General features: G+C 37.1%; 16 protein-coding genes. 7 read left to right on the forward strand and 9 right to left on the reverse strand.

The window, feature by feature from the left end; genetic code table 11:
* Positions 1-483: 483 nt before the first annotated feature.
* Positions 484-927, forward strand: a complete 444-nt coding sequence (locus H4J75_RS02490) for an RNA-binding protein (RefSeq protein ID WP_070375587.1) — start codon at positions 484-486, stop codon at positions 925-927.
* Between the two features lie 60 nt (positions 928-987).
* Here the strand turns inward: H4J75_RS02490 and H4J75_RS02495 are convergent, their stop codons facing one another.
* A complete protein-coding gene (locus H4J75_RS02495; protein ID WP_182221257.1) occupies positions 988-2,256 on the reverse strand; it encodes a DUF5610 domain-containing protein in 1,269 nt (422 codons plus the stop codon).
* Between the two features lie 247 nt (positions 2,257-2,503).
* Between H4J75_RS02495 and trmA the strand changes: the two genes are divergently transcribed.
* A complete protein-coding gene (gene trmA / locus H4J75_RS02500; protein WP_182221258.1) occupies positions 2,504-3,601 on the forward strand; it encodes a tRNA (uridine(54)-C5)-methyltransferase TrmA in 1,098 nt (365 codons plus the stop codon).
* A 5-nt stretch (positions 3,602-3,606) separates the two neighbouring features.
* On the opposite strand, the gene fabR is transcribed toward trmA, so the two are convergent.
* Positions 3,607-4,224 carry an HTH-type transcriptional repressor FabR gene (gene fabR, locus H4J75_RS02505; protein ID WP_070375583.1) on the reverse strand — a complete coding sequence of 206 codons (618 nt, stop codon included), beginning with the start codon at positions 4,222-4,224 and terminating at the stop codon, positions 3,607-3,609.
* A gap of 229 nt (positions 4,225-4,453) precedes the next feature.
* Between fabR and H4J75_RS02510 the strand changes: the two genes are divergently transcribed.
* The 3 genes from H4J75_RS02510 to H4J75_RS02520 all read left to right on the forward strand — a co-directional run bounded on the left by H4J75_RS02510 (position 4,454) and on the right by H4J75_RS02520 (position 7,658).
* Positions 4,454-5,572 (forward strand): fatty acid desaturase, encoded by a 1,119-nt coding sequence (locus tag H4J75_RS02510; protein ID WP_182221259.1) that lies wholly within the window; start codon positions 4,454-4,456, stop codon positions 5,570-5,572.
* Positions 5,573-5,660: 88 nt separating this feature from the next.
* Positions 5,661-7,097, forward strand: coding sequence for a Si-specific NAD(P)(+) transhydrogenase (gene sthA, locus H4J75_RS02515; RefSeq protein WP_182175485.1), 1,437 nt, complete (start codon positions 5,661-5,663; stop codon positions 7,095-7,097).
* A gap of 33 nt (positions 7,098-7,130) precedes the next feature.
* On the forward strand, positions 7,131-7,658 hold the full coding sequence (locus H4J75_RS02520; RefSeq protein WP_182221260.1) for a histidine phosphatase family protein: 528 nt from the start codon (positions 7,131-7,133) through the stop codon (positions 7,656-7,658).
* A 354-nt stretch (positions 7,659-8,012) separates the two neighbouring features.
* Here H4J75_RS02520 and H4J75_RS02525 read toward each other — a convergent pair whose 3' ends face one another.
* From H4J75_RS02525 to nagX, 5 genes are all read right to left on the reverse strand, one after another.
* Positions 8,013-8,438, reverse strand: coding sequence for a hypothetical protein (locus tag H4J75_RS02525; protein WP_182215515.1), 426 nt, complete (start codon positions 8,436-8,438; stop codon positions 8,013-8,015).
* Positions 8,439-8,533: 95 nt separating this feature from the next.
* On the reverse strand, positions 8,534-8,836 hold the full coding sequence (locus H4J75_RS02530) for a hypothetical protein (RefSeq protein WP_182215516.1): 303 nt from the start codon (positions 8,834-8,836) through the stop codon (positions 8,534-8,536).
* 174 nt (positions 8,837-9,010) lie between these two features.
* Positions 9,011-12,226, reverse strand: a complete 3,216-nt coding sequence (locus H4J75_RS02535; RefSeq protein WP_182215518.1) for an efflux RND transporter permease subunit — start codon at positions 12,224-12,226, stop codon at positions 9,011-9,013.
* Between the two features lie 3 nt (positions 12,227-12,229).
* Complete coding sequence (locus H4J75_RS02540) at positions 12,230-13,429, reverse strand: efflux RND transporter periplasmic adaptor subunit (RefSeq protein WP_182221261.1); 1,200 nt, start codon at positions 13,427-13,429, stop codon at positions 12,230-12,232.
* Between the two features lie 265 nt (positions 13,430-13,694).
* Positions 13,695-14,846 (reverse strand): transmembrane glucosamine N-acetyltransferase NagX, encoded by a 1,152-nt coding sequence (gene nagX / locus H4J75_RS02545; RefSeq protein WP_182221262.1) that lies wholly within the window; start codon positions 14,844-14,846, stop codon positions 13,695-13,697.
* Positions 14,847-15,034: 188 nt separating this feature from the next.
* Here nagX and H4J75_RS02550 point away from each other — a divergent pair, with 188 nt between their 5' ends.
* Both H4J75_RS02550 and H4J75_RS02555 read left to right on the forward strand, forming a co-directional pair.
* Entirely contained in the window at positions 15,035-15,487 is a 453-nt protein-coding gene (locus H4J75_RS02550; protein WP_182215523.1) for a TerB family tellurite resistance protein, read from the forward strand.
* 70 nt (positions 15,488-15,557) lie between these two features.
* Complete coding sequence (locus H4J75_RS02555) at positions 15,558-16,388, forward strand: S1 RNA-binding domain-containing protein (protein WP_182215524.1); 831 nt, start codon at positions 15,558-15,560, stop codon at positions 16,386-16,388.
* 62 nt (positions 16,389-16,450) lie between these two features.
* Here the strand turns inward: H4J75_RS02555 and H4J75_RS02560 are convergent, their stop codons facing one another.
* Together H4J75_RS02560 and H4J75_RS02565 are read right to left on the reverse strand one after the other, a co-directional pair.
* Entirely contained in the window at positions 16,451-18,880 is a 2,430-nt protein-coding gene (locus H4J75_RS02560; RefSeq protein WP_182221263.1) for a TonB-dependent receptor, read from the reverse strand.
* A 75-nt stretch (positions 18,881-18,955) separates the two neighbouring features.
* Positions 18,956-19,207: a hypothetical protein gene (locus H4J75_RS02565; RefSeq protein WP_182221264.1), complete on the reverse strand. Its 252-nt coding sequence runs from the start codon at positions 19,205-19,207 to the stop codon at positions 18,956-18,958.
* Positions 19,208-19,218 lie beyond the last annotated feature (11 nt).

Here is a 19,218-nt window from a genome sequence, read left to right on the forward strand (position 1 = left end):
CTTTTCGAAGATTCAAACCTTATCTATAAAACGTTAAGTTAACTACTTTACTCTAAAGTGATGTAGATAACTTATCAAAACGTTCGTTTGGGTTACCCCTTGGAACTGGAGCGCATTCTAGACATATTTTGAAAAGGATCAAGCACTATTTTCATCTTTATGTTTGTTTGCTGAAAATAAAAACAATGTGGGCAATATACTCTCTAATCGCTCAATAAACATCAACGTTCTTATTCCTACTATATAATAATCCATTTAAAGTGGCTTATATAAGCACTAAAATAGTGCTTTTAATTAATATGCTTATTTAGTGTAGTAAACTTTTTATTTTTTGCTTAATATAAGTAAGGTGTTATTTGCATATAAATTACACTTATCTTTTTTACAACTTTGTACTTTGTACAATATTCAAGGCTGGGTAGCAGGTACATTGCAATTTAGTTTTTTAATTTAGAATTTAAAATAATAATTAGGTATTCATATATGAAGTCTCCTCAAGGGTTAACATTTATAGTCGCAGTAGTATTTGCTGTTATTGCTTACATTTTATCAACTGTTATTGGCAGCTCACCAGAAATTACTGCGATATTAGTTTTAGTAAGTACTTTTATTGCGCCACTTATAGGTTCATCAACTACTGCAGAAAGTGCTGATGAAGAAATAAAAACGTTATATGTAGGGAATCTACCTTACCGAGCAAATGAATCATCGATCAGAGAGTTATTCTCTGAACATGGTCAAGTTCATTCTGTTCGTTTAATGAAAGATAAACATACTGGAAAGCGTCGTGGTTTTGGTTTTGTTGAAATGTCAGCTGATGCGGCTGATGCGGCTGTTTCATCGCTTAATGATACTGAATTTCAGCAGCGTACTTTGAAAGTTCGTGAAGCTAAGGAACGTCCAGAAAAAAATCTCGAAGAAGAATAACCGTTCTTCTTGGTAAGTTATCCTAAATAAACCCACGTTAGCGTGGGTTTATTTTATCTATTAAAGCTTAATGTTGTCAGACTTAACCGTATCTATTACTTTATCGAACTTTTCTTTAGCGACTTTATCGTCACCAAACTCAGCTTTAAAGACTGCATCAAGTAACTGACCAAAAGCATCATCATTCTTAGACAATATTTTATCTGCTTGTTCTTGCAGTTGGTTAAACTGATCTAAGAAGTCAATTAAAGGCCTCAGGTCTTTTCCGACACTAGGCGCTAATTTATCATCCAACTCTGCCACTGCTGTATACGCTTGGCTAACATAACTGGTTTTTGTTTGTTGCAAATCCATACTAAAACTAGTTATCTGTTTATTATCGAAGCCAAGTTCAACTGCTTTTTCAAAAGCTTTATTAACATCGCCATTAAAGAAATCTTTTTGTAATGAATTTACGTCTTTAATTAATGCTTCGATTGCTGCTTTTTCATCATCATCAAGTTCACCCTCTACGCTATAAGAAAAGTTGATTTCATGATACTGACTACTGGTACTACTATAATTTGTCGATCCCCCTTGGCTACTCTCTTGATACTGGTAAGCTTCTTTACTGGCATATTCTTGTAATTCGCTAAATGATATTGAAACTACATCACCGTCAGTAGTAGTAATACTCAGCTCGCTACTTTTTGAATTGCTTGTGTATAATTCGCTATCAATTGCTGTAGAACTGATAATTGGCGTTAACTCTGATACCTTCTCATTTGATTTATTGGCTGAAGGAAACATTTGTTCATGGAGGTCATCAATTCCCTTGTTAATAAGCGTACGACTTTTTTCTATACCTTGGTTTAAGTCATCGTCAAGCATGGCGAGATCTTTTAAATCGCCTTTTGCTTGATCAATACCTAAATTCGCCCCAGCACGCCCCTGCTCAAACATCTCTTTCAACTTATCCTCACTCGCTCCATTTGCTTGGGCAGCTAAGATACTCGCGCTAACAAAGTCCATAACATTACGAGCCACTGCTTCGAAATCAAAAAGGCTAGTTGATGGCTCGCTTTCAGTTAACGCTGTTTTACTGAGATCACTCATCACTACATTAGTTGCTTGTGGTGCATCGGTAATCTTTTGAAAATTTGCTGAAATCTGACTAGAAATTGATTGAGATATAATTTTCATCGTAATGGCAGCACGATGGTTTAATGCCAGTGTATTAACTGACTCTGCTGGCATTTCTCGTTTAACGACTTCATTATTTGCTGGTTCACTTTTACGACTTTGCCCTAAATAATTCGGCAACCTTGTCTGATTATCAATTTTATTCATTGTTACTCTCCAGTATCTAATTAAATTTTAATTAAACACAATCAAAGATCTAAAGATCCTTAAATTTAATATGGCTATTATATCGGCATTTTTTCGTAAAACTTTAGCAAGAAGTCAATCCCTTGTAAGAAAATTATAGACAAATGACTAGACAAAGTAATCACAATCGCTAAACTCAGCGCCTCTTTAATACTCACTAGAGTTGGGTATAATATTGTTTAATTCTTTCTACGTTTAAGGCTTATATATGTTTAGTCACATTGCACCACAATTTTATGATAAACAACTTGATAACAAACAGGATGATATCGCTAAATTGTTTAGTGATTTTGACTTACCAAATTTTGATGTTTTTCGATCAGAGCCTTTAAACTATAGATTACGAGCAGAATTTAGAGTTTGGCATGACAATGATGACTTATTTTATATTATGTTTAATAGTGAAACGAAAGAAAAGTATCGCGTCGACACTTTCCCGGTTGCCAGTAAACTCATTAATCAAGCTATGAAAGCCTTGCTTGACGAAATTAAAGATAAACCGTCACTTCGTCATCGATTATTTCAAGTCGATTTTTTATCAACGCTCAGTGGCGAGCTTTTAATAAGCTTGTTATATCACAGACAATTAGATGAAGAATGGCTAACTGAAGCGGCAACACTAAAAACAACCCTTTCAGCAATAGCCCCTGTTGATATTATTGGCCGTGCTAAAAAACAAAAATTTATCCTTGATAAAGATTATGTCACTGAGAAGTTAACTGTTGGCGATAAAACTTATATCTACGAGCAAGTAGAAAATAGTTTTACACAGCCTAACGGGCACGTTAATGAGCAAATGCTACTTTGGGCAAAGCAAGGCACACAAAATATCGGTGGTGACTTAATCGAACTCTATTGTGGTAATGGTAACTTTAGTATCGCACTCGCTGAAAACTTTGATCGAGTATTAGGTACTGAAATATCGAAAACATCAGTAAAATCAGCACAAAATAATATCACCGCAAACCAGTTAACCAATGTTGATATAATAAGAATGTCTAGCGAAGATTTTAGTCAAGCGATGAATGGTGAGCGAGTATTTCGTCGTCTAGAAGGTTTCGATCTTAAAAGCTATAATTACGATACAGTATTAGTTGATCCACCAAGAGCTGGCCTTGACCCTGACAGCGTTGAGTTAGTCAGCCGATTTGAACGTATTGTTTATATCTCATGTAATCCTGAGACATTAAAAGAAAACTTAGTTGAACTAATAAAGACACACAATATTGAAAAATTTGCGTTATTTGATCAGTTTCCATATACCCACCATGTTGAAACAGGTGTGATACTTTCACGTAAAAAGTAACGTTTTTACTTTTTTACTCCCCTATTGCTAAATTCAGCAGCTCCCCGTGCTATAAAGCGCAGCTGCTGAATGGTACGCATTGAAATTTGTTGACGATCCTCTTTATCAACATCTAATGCATCAGAGCCAGCACTAAATACGATAGTCACCGCTGCATCGGCTTGTAAAAAAGCCACATCCGCATTCAATTTATTTGCTTGCTGTAAATAATCACATAGTTCTAAGGTGAAATAACGCACTTCTCGATTTACCGCCGCTCGAAAAGCAGCTGACGTTCCAGAACGCTCTCGTAATAATAAGCGAAATATATTACCGTTACTTTCAATAAACTCCATAAAGGTAACGACAGATATTTGAATGACAGAACCACCTTTTTCAATTCGTTGGCGAGCTTGTCGCATTAATTGACGCAAAGTTAAACCCGCTTCATCGACCAGCGTCAAACCTAGTTCGTTCATATCAGAAAAATGTCGATAAAATGATGTTGGTGCTAAGCCAGCCTCTTTAGCGACTTCCCGTAAGCTCAAACTCGAAAAGCTACGTTCACTACTTAACTGCCCAAGAGCAGCATCAATTATTTGTCGACGTGTTTTTTCTTTTTGCTGTGCCCGAATCCCGCTCATTACTTAATTAACCTATACTTTAGCCTGTTTATATCATACTGAATTTTCATCTATTTACTAGAAACTTGATCACTAACATCTACATTTAAATCCAGTATTATTGATTGAAGATAAAAAGTTTAATAAAAATTACCTTGACTGAAAAGTGATCAAAGTTAAAATAGAGTACACGTGTACACTGAAATTATTTACTTAGTGTTCGTTTTTTTACTGATGGAATTCTTATTACATGAATAAACCTAAAATCGTTTGGCTAAATTTTAGTGTGTTTTTAATTACCTTTTTAGTTGCCGCAATTGGCGTCCCGTATCGAGCAATAACACACGGTTTTGATACCACTGAACTTGTAGTAGCACTATGCTGCTTTATTTATTGTGGTATGTCTATTACTGCTGGCTATCACCGATTATGGTCGCACAAAACCTATCAAGCACATGCTTCGCTGCGTTTCATTTTTGCACTAGGTGGTGCATTTGCCTTACAAAATAGTATATTACATTGGGCTTCTGATCATAGAGTTCATCATAAGCATGTCGATAATAATGACAAAGACCCCTATTCAGCTAAAAAAGGCTTTTGGTATTCACATATCGGTTGGATGCTTCGTGAGTATCAAGCGCATCGATATGCTAATTACGACAATACCCGTGATTTACAAAAAGACGCTATTGTAATGTGGCAGCACAGAAATTATTTGTTGCTGACAATATTAATGAACTTTGGTGTACCTATTTTATTTGGTTTATGGCACGGCGATATTATTAGTAGTTTACTTTTAGTCGGTTTCTTGCGTTTAGTGTTAAGCCATCACACTACTTTTTTCATTAATTCTTTGGCACATATCTGGGGTAAACAAACTTACACAGAAAGAAATACTGCACGAGATAATGGCTTTCTTGCTTTTTTAACTTTTGGTGAGGGCTATCATAACTATCATCATATTTTTGAAAATGATTATCGTAACGGCATTCGTTGGTGGCAGTTTGATCCAACTAAATGGTTGATTAAGGGTTGTGAGTTTTTGAAGCTTACCTCAAAACTACGGACTTACCCGGATGACAAAATTGAAAAAGCGCGCTTAGCTATGGTATTTAAACGTAGCCAGAAGAAGTTACTCTCTCATCCAAATGCGGAGCAAATGCGAGAAAAACTACAGCAAGAATATGATTTACTCATTAGTAGAATTAATGACTACTATGATGTGCGTAAAAAATTACTTGCCAGTAGGCGCGATAAATTAATCGCCGACGTTGAGAGCTCTGAATTAGCAGCGCAATACCAAGAATTTAAGCAGCACTTGGCAGACCAACAACAACATTTTCAACGCTTATTAACCCAACTGGCATAAACCCTTTAGATTAATAAGCTTTTACATGGTCAGATGTCTAAATTCCTGCTAAAATTTTTTTATCTTAGTAGGAATTTAAGGCAAGATTTTGGCAACTCAAAATAAAGCTAAAACGAAGAAGAAAACAAATAACGATTACGATTACGATGCAATAATTATAGGTACCGGACCAGGTGGCGAAGGTACCGCTATGGAGCTATCTAAAAAAGAAAAACGTGTTGCTATTGTTGAACGATATAAAGACGTTGGCGGTGGTTGTACGCATTGGGGAACTATTCCTTCAAAAGCTTTACGTCAAAGTGTTAGCCGACTCATTGAGTATAACGCGAGCCCACTTTTTAGAGGCCATGAAAAAGCAAAACACTTAACGTTCCCAGCTATTCTTAAACATGCCTCTTCGGTTATTCGTAAACAAGTACAGTTACGCAGTGGCTTTTATGATCGTAACCGCGTTGAACTGATTTCGGGTGAAGCGTCTTTTATTGATGCCCATACGCTTAGAATAGTGAATAACGAGGGCGCTATTGAACAAATTACGGCAAAGCAAATTGTTATTGCTACTGGTTCACATCCCTACCGACCTAAAGATATTGATTTTAACCATCCGCGAGTCTATGACTCAGATACCATCTTATCACTTAAGCATGATCCCCGTTCTATCATTATTTATGGTGCTGGTGTTATTGGTTCCGAATATGCCTCTATATTTAGAGGTTTAGGTGTAAAGGTAGATTTAATTAATACCCGAGATAGACTGCTTTCTTTTTTAGATGCAGAAATGTCTGATTCACTCAGCTACCACTTATGGAATAATGGTGTAGTGATCCGTCATGGCGAGGCGATTGCACGAGTTGAAGCATCCGACGACTCTGTGGTTGTTCATTTAGAATCAGGTAAAAAAATGCGCGCCGACTGTTTACTCTTTGCTAATGGGCGAACAGGTAATACAGCCGACTTAAAAGTTGAAAATGCAGGATTATCAGCAGATGGACGTGGGCAACTAAAAGTCAACGATCAATATCAAACCAGTGTCGACAATATATATGCGGTAGGTGATGTCATTGGTTACCCAAGCTTAGCCAGTGCTGCTTATGATCAAGGCCGGTTAGCTGCCTCAGCGATGATAGATCACCAAAGTACAGCAAAACTTATTGCTGATATTCCTACAGGTATCTACACGATTCCAGAAATAAGCTCTGTTGGTAAAACAGAACAAGAACTGACCGCGGCAAAAATTCCGTATGAGGTTGGTCGTGCCCAGTTCAAACATTTAGCAAGAGCACAAATATCAAATAGTTTAGTCGGTTCCCTAAAGATACTTTTTCACAGTGAAACTAAAGAAATTTTAGGTATTCATTGTTTTGGTGAAAATGCGGCTGAAATCATTCATATTGGTCAAGCAATTATGCAACAAACCAATGGCGGTAATACCATTGAATACTTTGTTAATACCACGTTTAATTATCCAACGATGGCTGAGGCATTTCGTGTTGCTGCATTGAATGGTTTGAATCGTTTATTTTAACAGTGAATAAGCATGAATCGAAAAAGGTATGTTATGAATAAATTAATTTTACTGTTAATTTTTTTTATCAACATACCTTTTTTAATCGTTAATGCGACTGAAAACGCTTATGTACAAAAGGAAAGTAAAAGCTACAGCCTTTATTTAATTCGTCATGCTGAAAACAAAACTGAACAAGAAGATTCTGGATTAACACAATGCGGTACATATAGAGCAAAAGAACTTGCGCGTATTCTAGAGAATGCAGAAATAGAAAATATATACAGTACGCGCTATCAACGGACTATGGCAACGGCTACACCGCTAGCACAACAGCAACAACTTGCGATCAAAAATTATGCGCCCAATAAATTAGAGCAACTCGCCTGGCAATTGATCAAAGAACAAGAGAACACCGTAGTGTTTGGACACAGTAACACCACGGCACAATTGGCAGAATTACTAAGCCAAAGCTCAGTATCACCAATGACAGAACAAGAATATCGTGGTATCTATCAAATCATCATTTCAGGTGAAAACCGACACCTAACATTACTAATGCAACCTTCGCTCTGCAAGTAACACCGCTACATACCTTAATACAATTGGCAGAATGACTAAGCCAAAGCTTTGTATCAGTAATGACAGAACAAGAATATCGTGGTATCTATCAAATCATCATTTCAGGTAAAAACCGTCACCTAACATTATTCATCTAACATTATGGATGCAACCTTCGCTCTGTAAGTAACACCGCTACATACCTTAATACAATTGGCAGAATGACTAAGCCAAAGCTTTGTATCACTAATGACAGAACAAGAATATCGTGGTATCTATCAAATCATCATTTCAGGTGAAAATCGTCACCTAACATTAGTCATCTAACATTAGTCATCTAACATTATTGATGCAACCTTCGCTCAGTAAGTAAAACTACTGCAGGTTCTTATTTTCAGGCGCTTTATTCGCTGCAGTAATTAATTCAATATCGGTAATTGAAAAAGGAGTTCCCCATTGCTGAATAGTCATCATACCCGTGATAGCTTTGCCTGTTACTTTGATAACAGCGCCATCTTTTTGGAATTCTTTTTCTAAATTCAGCGGTAACCAATGCTTACCTTCTTTAGAAATTAATCCAAAAAAGCCCCCTTCTAAATTCATATATTTAATTGTTGCGGTAAATGATATTTGCTCAGGTTCCGCTTTAGCAGACAAACTTTTTTTAGGCATTATTGATACCTCTGCGGCTGAAATAGCTTCGGTATTGGCTGTATCTCTGCTAGTCACTTCCTCAGCGGCTTGCTGACATGAGAATAAAAAGCTACAAGTGAAGACTAAACCGACTATTTTTTTAAACATATGACACACTCATTTGATGATTAATTTTAAGAAAAGTAAACAAAAAAGCAAACCCTAAAGTTTGCCTTAAAGTAAGCGACCAAGAGCTTAATCGTTTACTGATTAGCCTCTTTTTTAAGCGTCTTAATTTCTTCGCCAATTTTTTGTTTATTACCACAAATTGCTGGTTGTTTGTCATCACGATAGTAGCGAATGTCGATGCAGTCAACTTGATAACGACGTTCTAACTCAGTTCGTTTTATAGGTTTACCTTTGGCGTCTGCTATTTGGCGTTGCAGTGACTGGCACATTTGAATCTGTTCACTCGCGATGGTTATATCTTCGCAAGCATTTTCAGTTGTCGAACAACCCGTTATTGTCATGAGAGTAAGTGTTGAAAAAAGATAAATATATTTCATTATAATGAGTTCGCTTCATTTATTAATATTAGCATTAACACCATTATAGCCAGCTATTATTATTAACGATAGCTTTTCTTGACCAGGCTAGCAGAGAGATATTGGTTAATAAATTTAATGAATCGCATAAAAAAGCCATTACAAAAGTAATGGCTTTGATAAAAATACTATCGATTAATTAACCGATAAATCACCTGTGTTTTCAGCAATAAGCGGTTGTTTCTTTTTACGCTTAAAGATCTTTTTCATATCTTCAATAATAAGATATAAACTTGGGATCAGTACCAGTGTAACTATAGTCGCAAATAATACCCCAAAGGCTAAAGATATCGCCATTGGAATTACGATTTGTGCTTGGGCACTTACCTCAAAGAAGATGATAGGCACTAAACCAATAAAGGTTGTTATTGACGTTAACATGATAGCTCTAAAACGTTTAGTGCCGGCATGTATTACCGCATCTTTTAGTTTGACGCCTGATTTTCTGGCATTATTAACATAATCAACCATGACTAAGGAGTCATTAACGACCACACCCGCAGCCGCTAATATCCCCATAACTGATAGTGCACTTAAGTCCATACCTAAAAGGAAGTGGCCAAAGACCGAACCAATAATACCAAAAGGAATAACGATCATAATCATCACTGCCTGAGAGTAAGACTTCAATGGTATAGCCAGTAATGAGAAAACAATCAACAATGAGATAATAAAGTCACGTTTTTGATTGTCCGCACCTTCCATTTCTTCTTGAATACTGCCCGACACTTCACTTTGAACTTTTGGAAATTTTCTTAATAGTTCAGGAATAAAGTTGTCTCTGATATCGTTAGCAACTTTGAATGGCTCAACTTGTTCAGCGTCAACACTTGCCCAGACGTTAATTGTCCGATTACCATTTTCACGACGAATACTAGTCACCCCTTCTTGTAAGGTAATATTAGCCAATTCCGACAAAGGTAATTCCGCACCATTTGGCGCTTTGATCATCACATCATCAACATGTCCAACAGAGCTTCGTTGCTCAAGTGGATAACGGATCATCACTTTCACTTCTTCGCTGTCACGTAAAATGCGTTGTGCTTCTAAACCATAGAAACTGTAACTCACTTGTGAAGCAATTTCGGCTAAAGTTAATCCTAAACTATAAGCAAGCGGTTTCAATTCAAACTGAACTTCTTTGGCACTTGTTTGACGACTATCATTAACATCGCCAATACCTTTTAAAGAATTAAGTTTAGTTTTTAACTCTCTTGATGCGGCGAGTAGTTGTGCATCATCTTTACTTTCTAATCTAAAGGCAATATCACCGTCGTCTCGGCCAGAGCCAAATAAATTATCACCAATGGTAAACGATTTTACCCCAGGATAATTCGGTATAGCGGCACGCCATAAATCAGCCAGTTCGAAAGTATTCATCGGTCTTAATTCAGGTACCACTAATTTAACCATCAATTGACCACTGGTTCTGCTGCGTAAATCGACCTGCATATCAGAGATCATTGACTGACCGTATTGAGCTTCAATCTCTTTATCTATGGTATTAATTACACCTTGGATATTTAATAAGGTTTGTAAGGTTGCTTTCTCTGAGGCATCTACATTCATTTCAACATTAACACGAGGAAAGTCATGTGGGATCTTAGGTTGACCAACAAAGCGAACAAAACCACCACTAAACAAACCTGCGCTGATTAACATTAAACTAATAAAAAACATTAGTACGGCATAACGATAATCTAGAAATTTCTGTAACGCTGGCTGATAAATATTTTGAATAAAAGATTTTAAACTGTCATCAATGGCTCCTCGAAGCCTGTCTACTACTTTAGTGATCCTATCTAAAGGATATTGAATGAACCAAAAGAAGCCATACTCGTTTAATTTCTTAAGTTTTATTATATTAACCTTAGGTTTCATTTTAACCAAATGCGCCGGTAAAATGAGTTTTGACTCAATTAAAGAGAAAATTAAACACAAGATAACTACCGAGCCAATGGCTTTACCGAACGCGGCAGAAGGCCCTTCACCAAAAAGAAAAGGCAAGAAGACCGCAATCGTTGTTAATACCCCAAAGGTTGCTGGCATAGCAACACGTTGAATACCGCGAATAACATTTTCAGTACTATGGCCATGTTGTTCAATTTCGTCATGGGCACTCTCCCCCATAACGATGGCATCATCAACAACAATACCTAACACCAAAATAAAGGCGAACAAGCTAATGACATTAATAGTGACATTAATAAATTCTAATGGCATCAGGAATAAAGTACCAAGAAAACATACGGGTAAGCCCATCATTACCCAAAAAGCCAAACGGACACGTAAGAATAACGCTAACATTAGAAAGACTAATATTGCACCACTTTTCATATTGTCTATCATCATGGTCAAACGGCCTTCAAGATAGTAGGTCATATCAACCCAAGTTTCTAACTTAACGCCTGCAGGAAGAACATTCGACTTTTCATCAACATACTTATTAATGACATCGGCAACATCGGTAATACTTTGATTATCAGCTGCGCCAATAAAGATACTGACCGAGTTTTCACCATTGAATTTTGAATACTGTAGGCCTTCAGTAAAACCATCAATAATAGTCGCCATTTGGCCTAACAAGACTTTAGTACCATCGGCTAAGGTAATAATAGGTATTTGCTCGAATTCGTAACCTCGATAAGCTTGGTTCTCAACGCGTAAATTAATGTAGCCATTCTCTGCACGAATTTGTCCAGCAGACATATTGCCAGAATAACCACGTACCGCTTGCGCAACATCTCTAAAAGTTAAGCCATATTCGCGTAACTTATCTTTACTAACTTCTATTGAAATTTCGTAGTCTAAGCCGCTGTATAATTCTGCAATATTGACTAAAGGTAATTGTTGAATTTCATTATGGACTTTTCGTCCTAACTCTTTAAGCTCGCCATTAGTTAGGTCACCGTATAAGCTGATATACATAACTTCTTGGCGAAACTTTTCGCGTTCAACTTTAATACGTTCCATACCGTCAGGAAAGCTTGAAATAGAATCAATTGCTGATTTAACTTCTTCTAAAACAACTTGTGGGTCGTAATCGAGATCAACCTCAAACCAACCATTTGAAAAATTGCGGTTAGAATAAGTGATCACACGCTTTAAGCCTTGGACAGTCTCTAAAGCTTCTTCAACCTTAATGGTAATACCTTCCTCTACTTCCTGAGGGGCTGCCCCTGGGTAAGGTGCGGTATAAGAAATCCAGTTAATGTTTATTTGTGGAAACATTTGTTTGTTGATGGTGCTAATCGTAAAAAAACCACCCACTAGAATAAATATCATCAACAAATTTGCCGCGACACTATTACGGGCGAACCAAGCAATTAAGCCTTTATTGGTATCATCCATCATCTAATCCTTAGTGCTTGCGATTTGTGTTTCAAGTGCATCTTGATTAATTACTTCACTTTTACTACCTTGCAAAGCTAATTTCATGCCATCAACAGGGTAATCTAATGCTGAAACAATGAGCTGGTCACCTTCCTTCAAACCGTTAGTTACAATAACATTTGAGCCTTCTTGACGAGCGATAATGATGTCAGCATAGTGCAATTTAGAATCGGCATCTAAAATGGCAACGCGGTTATTACTAACGAGGTATCGAGGTAACAAAGCGGCACGATTAAGGCTAATACCAAAAATTTCTGCTTTAACATAAGAGCCAAAGCGAATAGGATTGTGTTTATTTACATTTTTTTGAGACTTCAAACCATAAGGGTCTTTAACTTCAGCCACTAAATAAGTCATACGGCTTTTATTGTCTACAACACCTTCACTGCGAGCAATTTTTGCGGACCATGTAATATTTTCACCCGCAAATGTTCCAAGTAAATTAACCTGGGCATTTTCCCCTTGTGAAGCTAAAAACTGCAGTTGATCATCGGCTACGGGTAAGCGAACTTCAGCTACCCCTGTTCCTAATAATTTACCCACTTTAGTGCCAGTACCGACAAAAGAGCCTAAACCAATCATACGACTTTCAATCATTGCATCATAAGGCGCTCTAATTTCGGTACGTTCTAGGTTACGTTTGGCGCGAAGTACAGAGGCTTGTGCTGATTTAACATTAGCAAGTTCTTGTGCTAGTTGCGGTTTACGCAAGCTCAATTCAGTAGGAGAAGTATCCGTAATGCGTTTCCATTCTTGTTCAGCTACCTGCCCTTGGGCACGCTCTTTTTCTAGCGAAGCACGTGCCGAGGCCATTGTTGCTTCAGCATCAATTAATGCAGCTTGGTAATCATTAGGGTCGATACGGGCGAGCAATTGGTTTTTTGCAACAAAACCACCACGTACAAAAACATCTGCCAGTTCAACTACTTCACCACTAATTTGAGCGACAAGTTCGGTTTCATACTTAGGCTGTACGACACCATATGATTTAACCGTTAAATTCATCGGTGCAACATGAACCTCTTCAACAGCAACGATGGGGGTATTATCAACTTCCGCTTTTTCTTCTGGTGGCGATTTCATGCTTGAAAAGCCAAAAAACAATAAAATGCCAATGATTAGAATGGCAATGGGTATAATAATTTGTTTTTTACGTGTCACGGTTATGTCCTCATAAATGTGATCTGAACTAATAATTTTTTTAATTGTCTATAGGATAGCTAATTAACAGTCTATACAATCAATTAAGTTGTAAATGCTTGTTACAAGATACGCGCCGAAATAACAAATTCAGTAAACAAAAACAAAAAAACATTATTTTTCAATCAAAAACAATAAGTTAACAAACCACTATTTATTTACTGATATAAAAAAAGACTGCCTTGAAAAAACAGTCCTCGACAATATTCGTCCTTTTAACCAATATTTATACTTTTATAAAAATATTTCTTCGATATAGCCAATACAGGACTAGCCATTGTAAAAGCACCATGCCAGCATAAAGAATAAAATCTTGCCAACCTGTAGGTACAGAGTTGATTAAGCCTCCGAAAATACTTTTCGAGGTATATTGCCAATCAACAATACTCGAACCTAAATAAATAATGATTGAATTCGTACCAATTACTGCGAAAAATTTAGCCCATAGGGTGAACTCTAATACATCAATCAGCCAATAAAATAGCGTCAGTAATAAAATACTGTAACCAATAGTGACCAAAGTGAATGAACTCGTCCATAATGTTTTGTTAATTGGGAAAAAAACGCCCCATAAATAACCGAGTAATAAAATAGAGGTCCCAATAACCAAAAGACCGGTTAATAGTGTCTTGGGCGTATAAATATTTTTTATCATGTAACGACCAATGAAGACACCCGCTAGTGCATTTACAATCGATGTTATATTTGATAACAACCCTTCTGGGTCGATGGCGAGCCCCTGATAAGTTGACCCCGGTAATAAATGTTGATCAAACCAAGCGTTCAATGCTCCATTCGCTGAAAAATCACCGCCACCATATCCACCTAATGTGACTAAGCTTAGTAGTAACCAATATCCTATTAAAATACCGCCTGCAACGAACCACTGTATTTTTTCACTGACGTACCAAACTAATAATGCTGCTACAAACCACGCAATACCAATACGCCCGAGTACGCTAACATAACGGATACTATCAAATGATGTGGGAATACCGCCGCCCCAACCATGGTTATATAAAATACCAAAACTAATCAAAAGCAATAAGCGCCTGATGCCATTATATAAAATCGATTTTGCTTGTTCTGGCTCATAGCTAGATAAGGGCTTTGCTGCGATACCTAGACTGACTCCTGATAGAAAAATAAATAAGGGAAAAATTAAATCATAAATACGAAACCCATGCCAAGCACTGTGTTCCATTTGCTGTGCAAGCACCGCAAGAATGGGCCAGCCTGTCGCTATAAATAATGCTGCAAACAAACCTTCAGCGCCTAAAATCCAAAACATATCGAAACCACGTAAAGCGTCAACTGACAATAGTCGTTTTTTATTTGGACTTGCTTTTACAACTGCAGAGGGATACTGACTTAACATTCTTTTACCTTATAAACTTTAGTGCAACCTTGTCACCAAAGACAGCGTTGTCATCAATTTGTTATCATAATATTACCAGCAAAAAATAGCAATCAGACACACTTTGTTATCAAATATAGCTATTATCTGCTTGTTTTCTTTATTGCTGAGCGTAACAATAAAGTGATTACTTTATTTAAGGAATAAACATGCTTACAAAAATCAGTTCTTTTTTTCAAAACCTAGCCGATGATTTAACAGACAATAACACTAAAAAAAATTCTGATGAGGTGACTATAGAGCTAGCCTGTGCGGTATTATTGTGTGAAGTGATGCGTGCTGATGGACACTTTGACCAAAAAGAACAAGCTAAACTGGCCGTGTTACTCGTTGAACAGTTTCACTTAAATGAAGAAGAAGTTAAGCAAATTATTGATCAGGCGCTGATTCAAAGTGAACAAGCGACTGATTTTTATCGATATACATCGAAAATAAATAAACATTTTTCTATCGAACAACGAATATCAATTGTTAAGCAGTTATGGAATATGGCTTATGCCGATGGTGAGCTGGCAAGTATTGAAGAGCATGTTATTCGCAAAATTGGCGATTTACTTCAGCTACGCCACGCTGAATATATTCAAACCAAACCAAGAAAATAACATCATTCATTTTTGATATGCGTTATTATAGCCCTTAAGATTTTCATATTAATTTTCTTGGTAAATTCAAATGGCCGACATTGGTAAATATAATACCCTTTCTGTAGTTGCAGTCACCGAAAAAGGTGCTTATTTAAGTGCTGGAGAACTGGGTGAAGTATTACTACCGAACCGTTTTATTCCTGAAAACTGTAAAGTAGACGATAAACTCACTGTCTTCATTTATGTTGATTCAGCTGAACGCATTATTGCGACCACTGAAAAGCCGTTTGGCCAAGTAGATGAATTCGTTTCATTGAAAGTAAAACAGCTCAATAAAATGGGTGCATTCCTTGATTGGGGGTTACCTAAAGATTTATTAGTACCTTTTAATCAGCAGCATACACCAATGGAAGAAGGGAAATATTATCTAGTACGTATTTTTCTTGATACCACCACAGACCGAATTGCCGCTTCAAGTAAGCTCGACAAATATATTGATATTTGGCCTGCTGATTATCAAAAGTGGGACAAAGTTAAGTTAATGATTGGTGGAAAAACTGATCTGGGTTTCAAAGCGATTATCAACGATAAGCACTGGGGCTTACTTTACGACAATGAAATTTTTCAACCATTACGTGTTGGTAAAATTATTGACGGTTTTATTAAAAACATCCGTGAAGATGGTCGTATCGATTTATCACTTTCTCGTTCAGGTGAAGGGAAAGTTAATGACTTTGCCGATAAATTATTAGCGCACATTGCAGAAAATGATGGTTTTAGCCCATTACATGACAAAAGCTCACCAGAACTGATACAACGTATTTTAGGTGTCAGTAAAAAAACCTTTAAAGCGACAGTTGGAAACTTATTGAAGAAAGACAAAATCACGATTGAAAAGTCAGGTCTTAGATTAAAGTAAATCGTTAAACATACTTTGTAGATGAAGCCTTGGCCTCATCTACAAAGCTATTATTCTACTGCTTAAAAACTTCCTCTAATACCAACCGTAAACCCTCGTGCCGGTAATGGTGAAACACCTTTGAGAAATGACGTATGTACTCGTGCTTCTTCATCTGTAATATTATTCACTTTTAAAAATGCCACCATATCGTCGCCAACATTATTAATAAAGTAATTAAAGTTAGCATCTAGCATAGTATAGCCGTCTGTATCACTTTCTAATGCCGCTGTGTCTGATTGTTTAAAGTAGTGTGTTGCACTTAGCTCTGCTGAATACTTATCGGTCATATAATTTAGTTGACCACCAACGCGCATTGGCGGGATCCTAGGTAGATTATCATTGTTATTATCAGTAAGCTTTGCACGAATATAATCAGTAAATAGCGTCGCTTTAAGTGAAGGTGCTACCTGATAAAAAAACTCAGCTTCTACACCATACATCACCACATTATTTTGTTGGAATACATAAACGGGCAAACCGGCAGTTTCCTCCTCATGATTTTCTTCAATGGCTTCATCGTGACTATCATGGCCGCTTTCTGCAAATAGCCCAGTATTCGCTTGATAATAATAATCGTCAATATGATTATAAAAAGCACTGGCAACGAAACCAAAGTCGCCTTCAAATTTTCTCCAAGTAAGATCTAGATTATAAGCTGTCTCTAACTCAACATTTTGATCAGACAAGTCTACATGTAATTCATGGTCTTCTTCATGTACCTCAAACAATGCCCCAACTTCATAAGTATTCGTGCCGATATGAGCACCATTCGAAAACAATTCACTCGCTGAAGGTGCTCGCTGAGAAAACGCAGCAGAAAATCCTAAATTATAACCCGTTGAATATTCCCATACAGCACCTAAAGACGCACTTATAGGCGTAAAGCTCTGTTTATTAAAATGCGACTCTTCTTCATGGCTGCCTAGTTCATCGTGTGATTCAACTTCACTATTTGCACTCAAGGTTACATGTTCGGCACGTATACCTAATTGCCATAAAACATCATCTATGTGTTTCTCTTCAAGCCAAGCAATGGCAATTGATTCTGTGTTTGAAGGAGGCGTGAATGCTTCTTCTCCAATCGCATTAAAATCATTTTCTTTATAATGCAATGTCCATGCACCTTTCCAACCGTCAACGGCTTGATGATAAAGATCAAAGCGTGTTTCTAACATCTCATTATTAAATTGAGTACCGACTTCACCTCCTTCAATTTCTTGATGTTGGTAATCTGTGTAAGCAGCTTTACTCATCACACGATTAATAAAACTGTCTTCAAAACTAATTTCACTCAATAGTTGATATCTGTCTTGTACTAAATCACCAAAAACAGCGCCTTCTTCACTGATTTCAGTTCCTGTTTCTTCATGTTCTTCTTCACCGTGTTCTGAATGCCCAGGAATACCGTAAGTTCTTTCCATTCGGCCATACGAAAAGCCAATATATCCAGCGTCAAACAAATAACTTGAACCCAGGGTAAAACCTGATGACTTCGAGGCACTGTTCTCTAGAATACCTTTAATTTCTTCGCCTTCATGTTCATCATGACCTTCTTCATGTTCATCATGGTCTTCTTCTGCAGTCGCATAGCCTGGGATCTTATAATCATTAGATTCACGCCAAAACGCATCAAGATGAACGGCTAGACTTTTGTACCCTGTGTTTACATTGAGTGTTGCTTCACTTTCATCTGCAACATCATTATGCTTAAGTAAATAATCGACCTGATTATCAATATTTGTAGGTACTCGATTATCAACGACATTCACCACACCACCTATCGCACCACTACCATAAAAAAGCGTTGACGGCCCACGAAGTACTTCTACCTGTTGGGCAGTACCAGCTTCGGCTGCAACCGCGTGGTCTGGTCCTACACGAGATGCATCCCCTACGTCTAAACCATTTTGTGTGATTAACACTCTTGGTCCATCCATACCACGAATAATAGGACTACTTGCAACTGGGCCAAAATAACTTGAATGTACACCCACTTCATTTTTCAGTGTTTCACCTAAAGTAGATGCTTGCTTTAAACGCAGCTCGTCACCAGAAATAACATTTACTGGCAAGGCCGACTCAATACTCGATGAATGCAAAGGCGTCGCATAAACATCGACCACTTCCATGACCGTAGCGCTCAGTGAAATTGTCACCTCGGTAATGTCTTGATCGGTAATGGTGAAATACTCGTTGATATGACTAAAGTTTTTAGCACTAACATGAAGTTCTACTTTACCAACACCAATGTCACTAAAAGTAAATTGGCCTTTTTCGTCAGTAACTGCTTTATATTTAGTATTAACCAAAGAAACTTTAGCTTTCGCAATCCTGTTGCCATCGGCATCAAATACTACGCCTGAAAATTTTTGAGCATGGCTGGCAGCGCCGACCATTAATAATGATAAGGCACACAAAGGTGCTATTTTATTGATATAAATTGATTTCATTTTTTTTCCAATAGATAGATCTAAAGAAGATTAGCGATTAAGCTAATTTCCTAAAATTTTTATTTTTGAACTGTGTTAATTTTTATCTATTGAACAGGGGGGGGCACGTAACTGTGGTATCAAATAAAATGGCGTGTAACGATTAACTATAATTAACGTTTGCGTGGATTGTTGATAATTACTGACGTTAACCAGTTTTAAGGTGATATTATTCTTTGGCGTGTCAATGTTATGCTGACACAGTTTACACTGCTGTAATTCAACATTATCAGGTATCAATTCACCATGCGAACTATGACTAAGCGTGGCGCACAGAAATGCAGACATGATCAATAAAC

This window comes from Colwellia sp. BRX10-1 (assembly GCF_014077545.1).
Classification (GTDB): Bacteria; Pseudomonadota; Gammaproteobacteria; order Enterobacterales; family Alteromonadaceae; genus Colwellia_A.

What these genes read in the sequence shown, in the direction of transcription:
- H4J75_RS02520 (WP_182221260.1), top strand. Translation starts at nt 7,131, where the DNA reads ATGAATAAATTAATTTTACTGTTAATTTTTTTTATCAACATACCTTTT.
- H4J75_RS02555 (WP_182215524.1), top strand. Translation starts at nt 15,558, where the DNA reads ATGGCCGACATTGGTAAATATAATACCCTTTCTGTAGTTGCAGTCACC.
- H4J75_RS02490 (WP_070375587.1), top strand. Translation starts at nt 484, where the DNA reads ATGAAGTCTCCTCAAGGGTTAACATTTATAGTCGCAGTAGTATTTGCT.
- H4J75_RS02550 (WP_182215523.1), top strand. Translation starts at nt 15,035, where the DNA reads ATGCTTACAAAAATCAGTTCTTTTTTTCAAAACCTAGCCGATGATTTA.
- trmA (WP_182221258.1), top strand. Translation starts at nt 2,504, where the DNA reads ATGTTTAGTCACATTGCACCACAATTTTATGATAAACAACTTGATAAC.
- H4J75_RS02530 (WP_182215516.1), bottom strand. Translation starts at nt 8,836, where the DNA reads ATGAAATATATTTATCTTTTTTCAACACTTACTCTCATGACAATAACG.
- H4J75_RS02565 (WP_182221264.1), bottom strand. Translation starts at nt 19,207, where the DNA reads ATGTCTGCATTTCTGTGCGCCACGCTTAGTCATAGTTCGCATGGTGAA.
- fabR (WP_070375583.1), bottom strand. Translation starts at nt 4,224, where the DNA reads ATGAGCGGGATTCGGGCACAGCAAAAAGAAAAAACACGTCGACAAATA.
- H4J75_RS02560 (WP_182221263.1), bottom strand. Translation starts at nt 18,880, where the DNA reads ATGAAATCAATTTATATCAATAAAATAGCACCTTTGTGTGCCTTATCA.
- nagX (WP_182221262.1), bottom strand. Translation starts at nt 14,846, where the DNA reads ATGTTAAGTCAGTATCCCTCTGCAGTTGTAAAAGCAAGTCCAAATAAA.
- H4J75_RS02525 (WP_182215515.1), bottom strand. Translation starts at nt 8,438, where the DNA reads ATGTTTAAAAAAATAGTCGGTTTAGTCTTCACTTGTAGCTTTTTATTC.
- H4J75_RS02535 (WP_182215518.1), bottom strand. Translation starts at nt 12,226, where the DNA reads ATGGATGATACCAATAAAGGCTTAATTGCTTGGTTCGCCCGTAATAGT.
- H4J75_RS02510 (WP_182221259.1), top strand. Translation starts at nt 4,454, where the DNA reads ATGAATAAACCTAAAATCGTTTGGCTAAATTTTAGTGTGTTTTTAATT.
- H4J75_RS02495 (WP_182221257.1), bottom strand. Translation starts at nt 2,256, where the DNA reads ATGAATAAAATTGATAATCAGACAAGGTTGCCGAATTATTTAGGGCAA.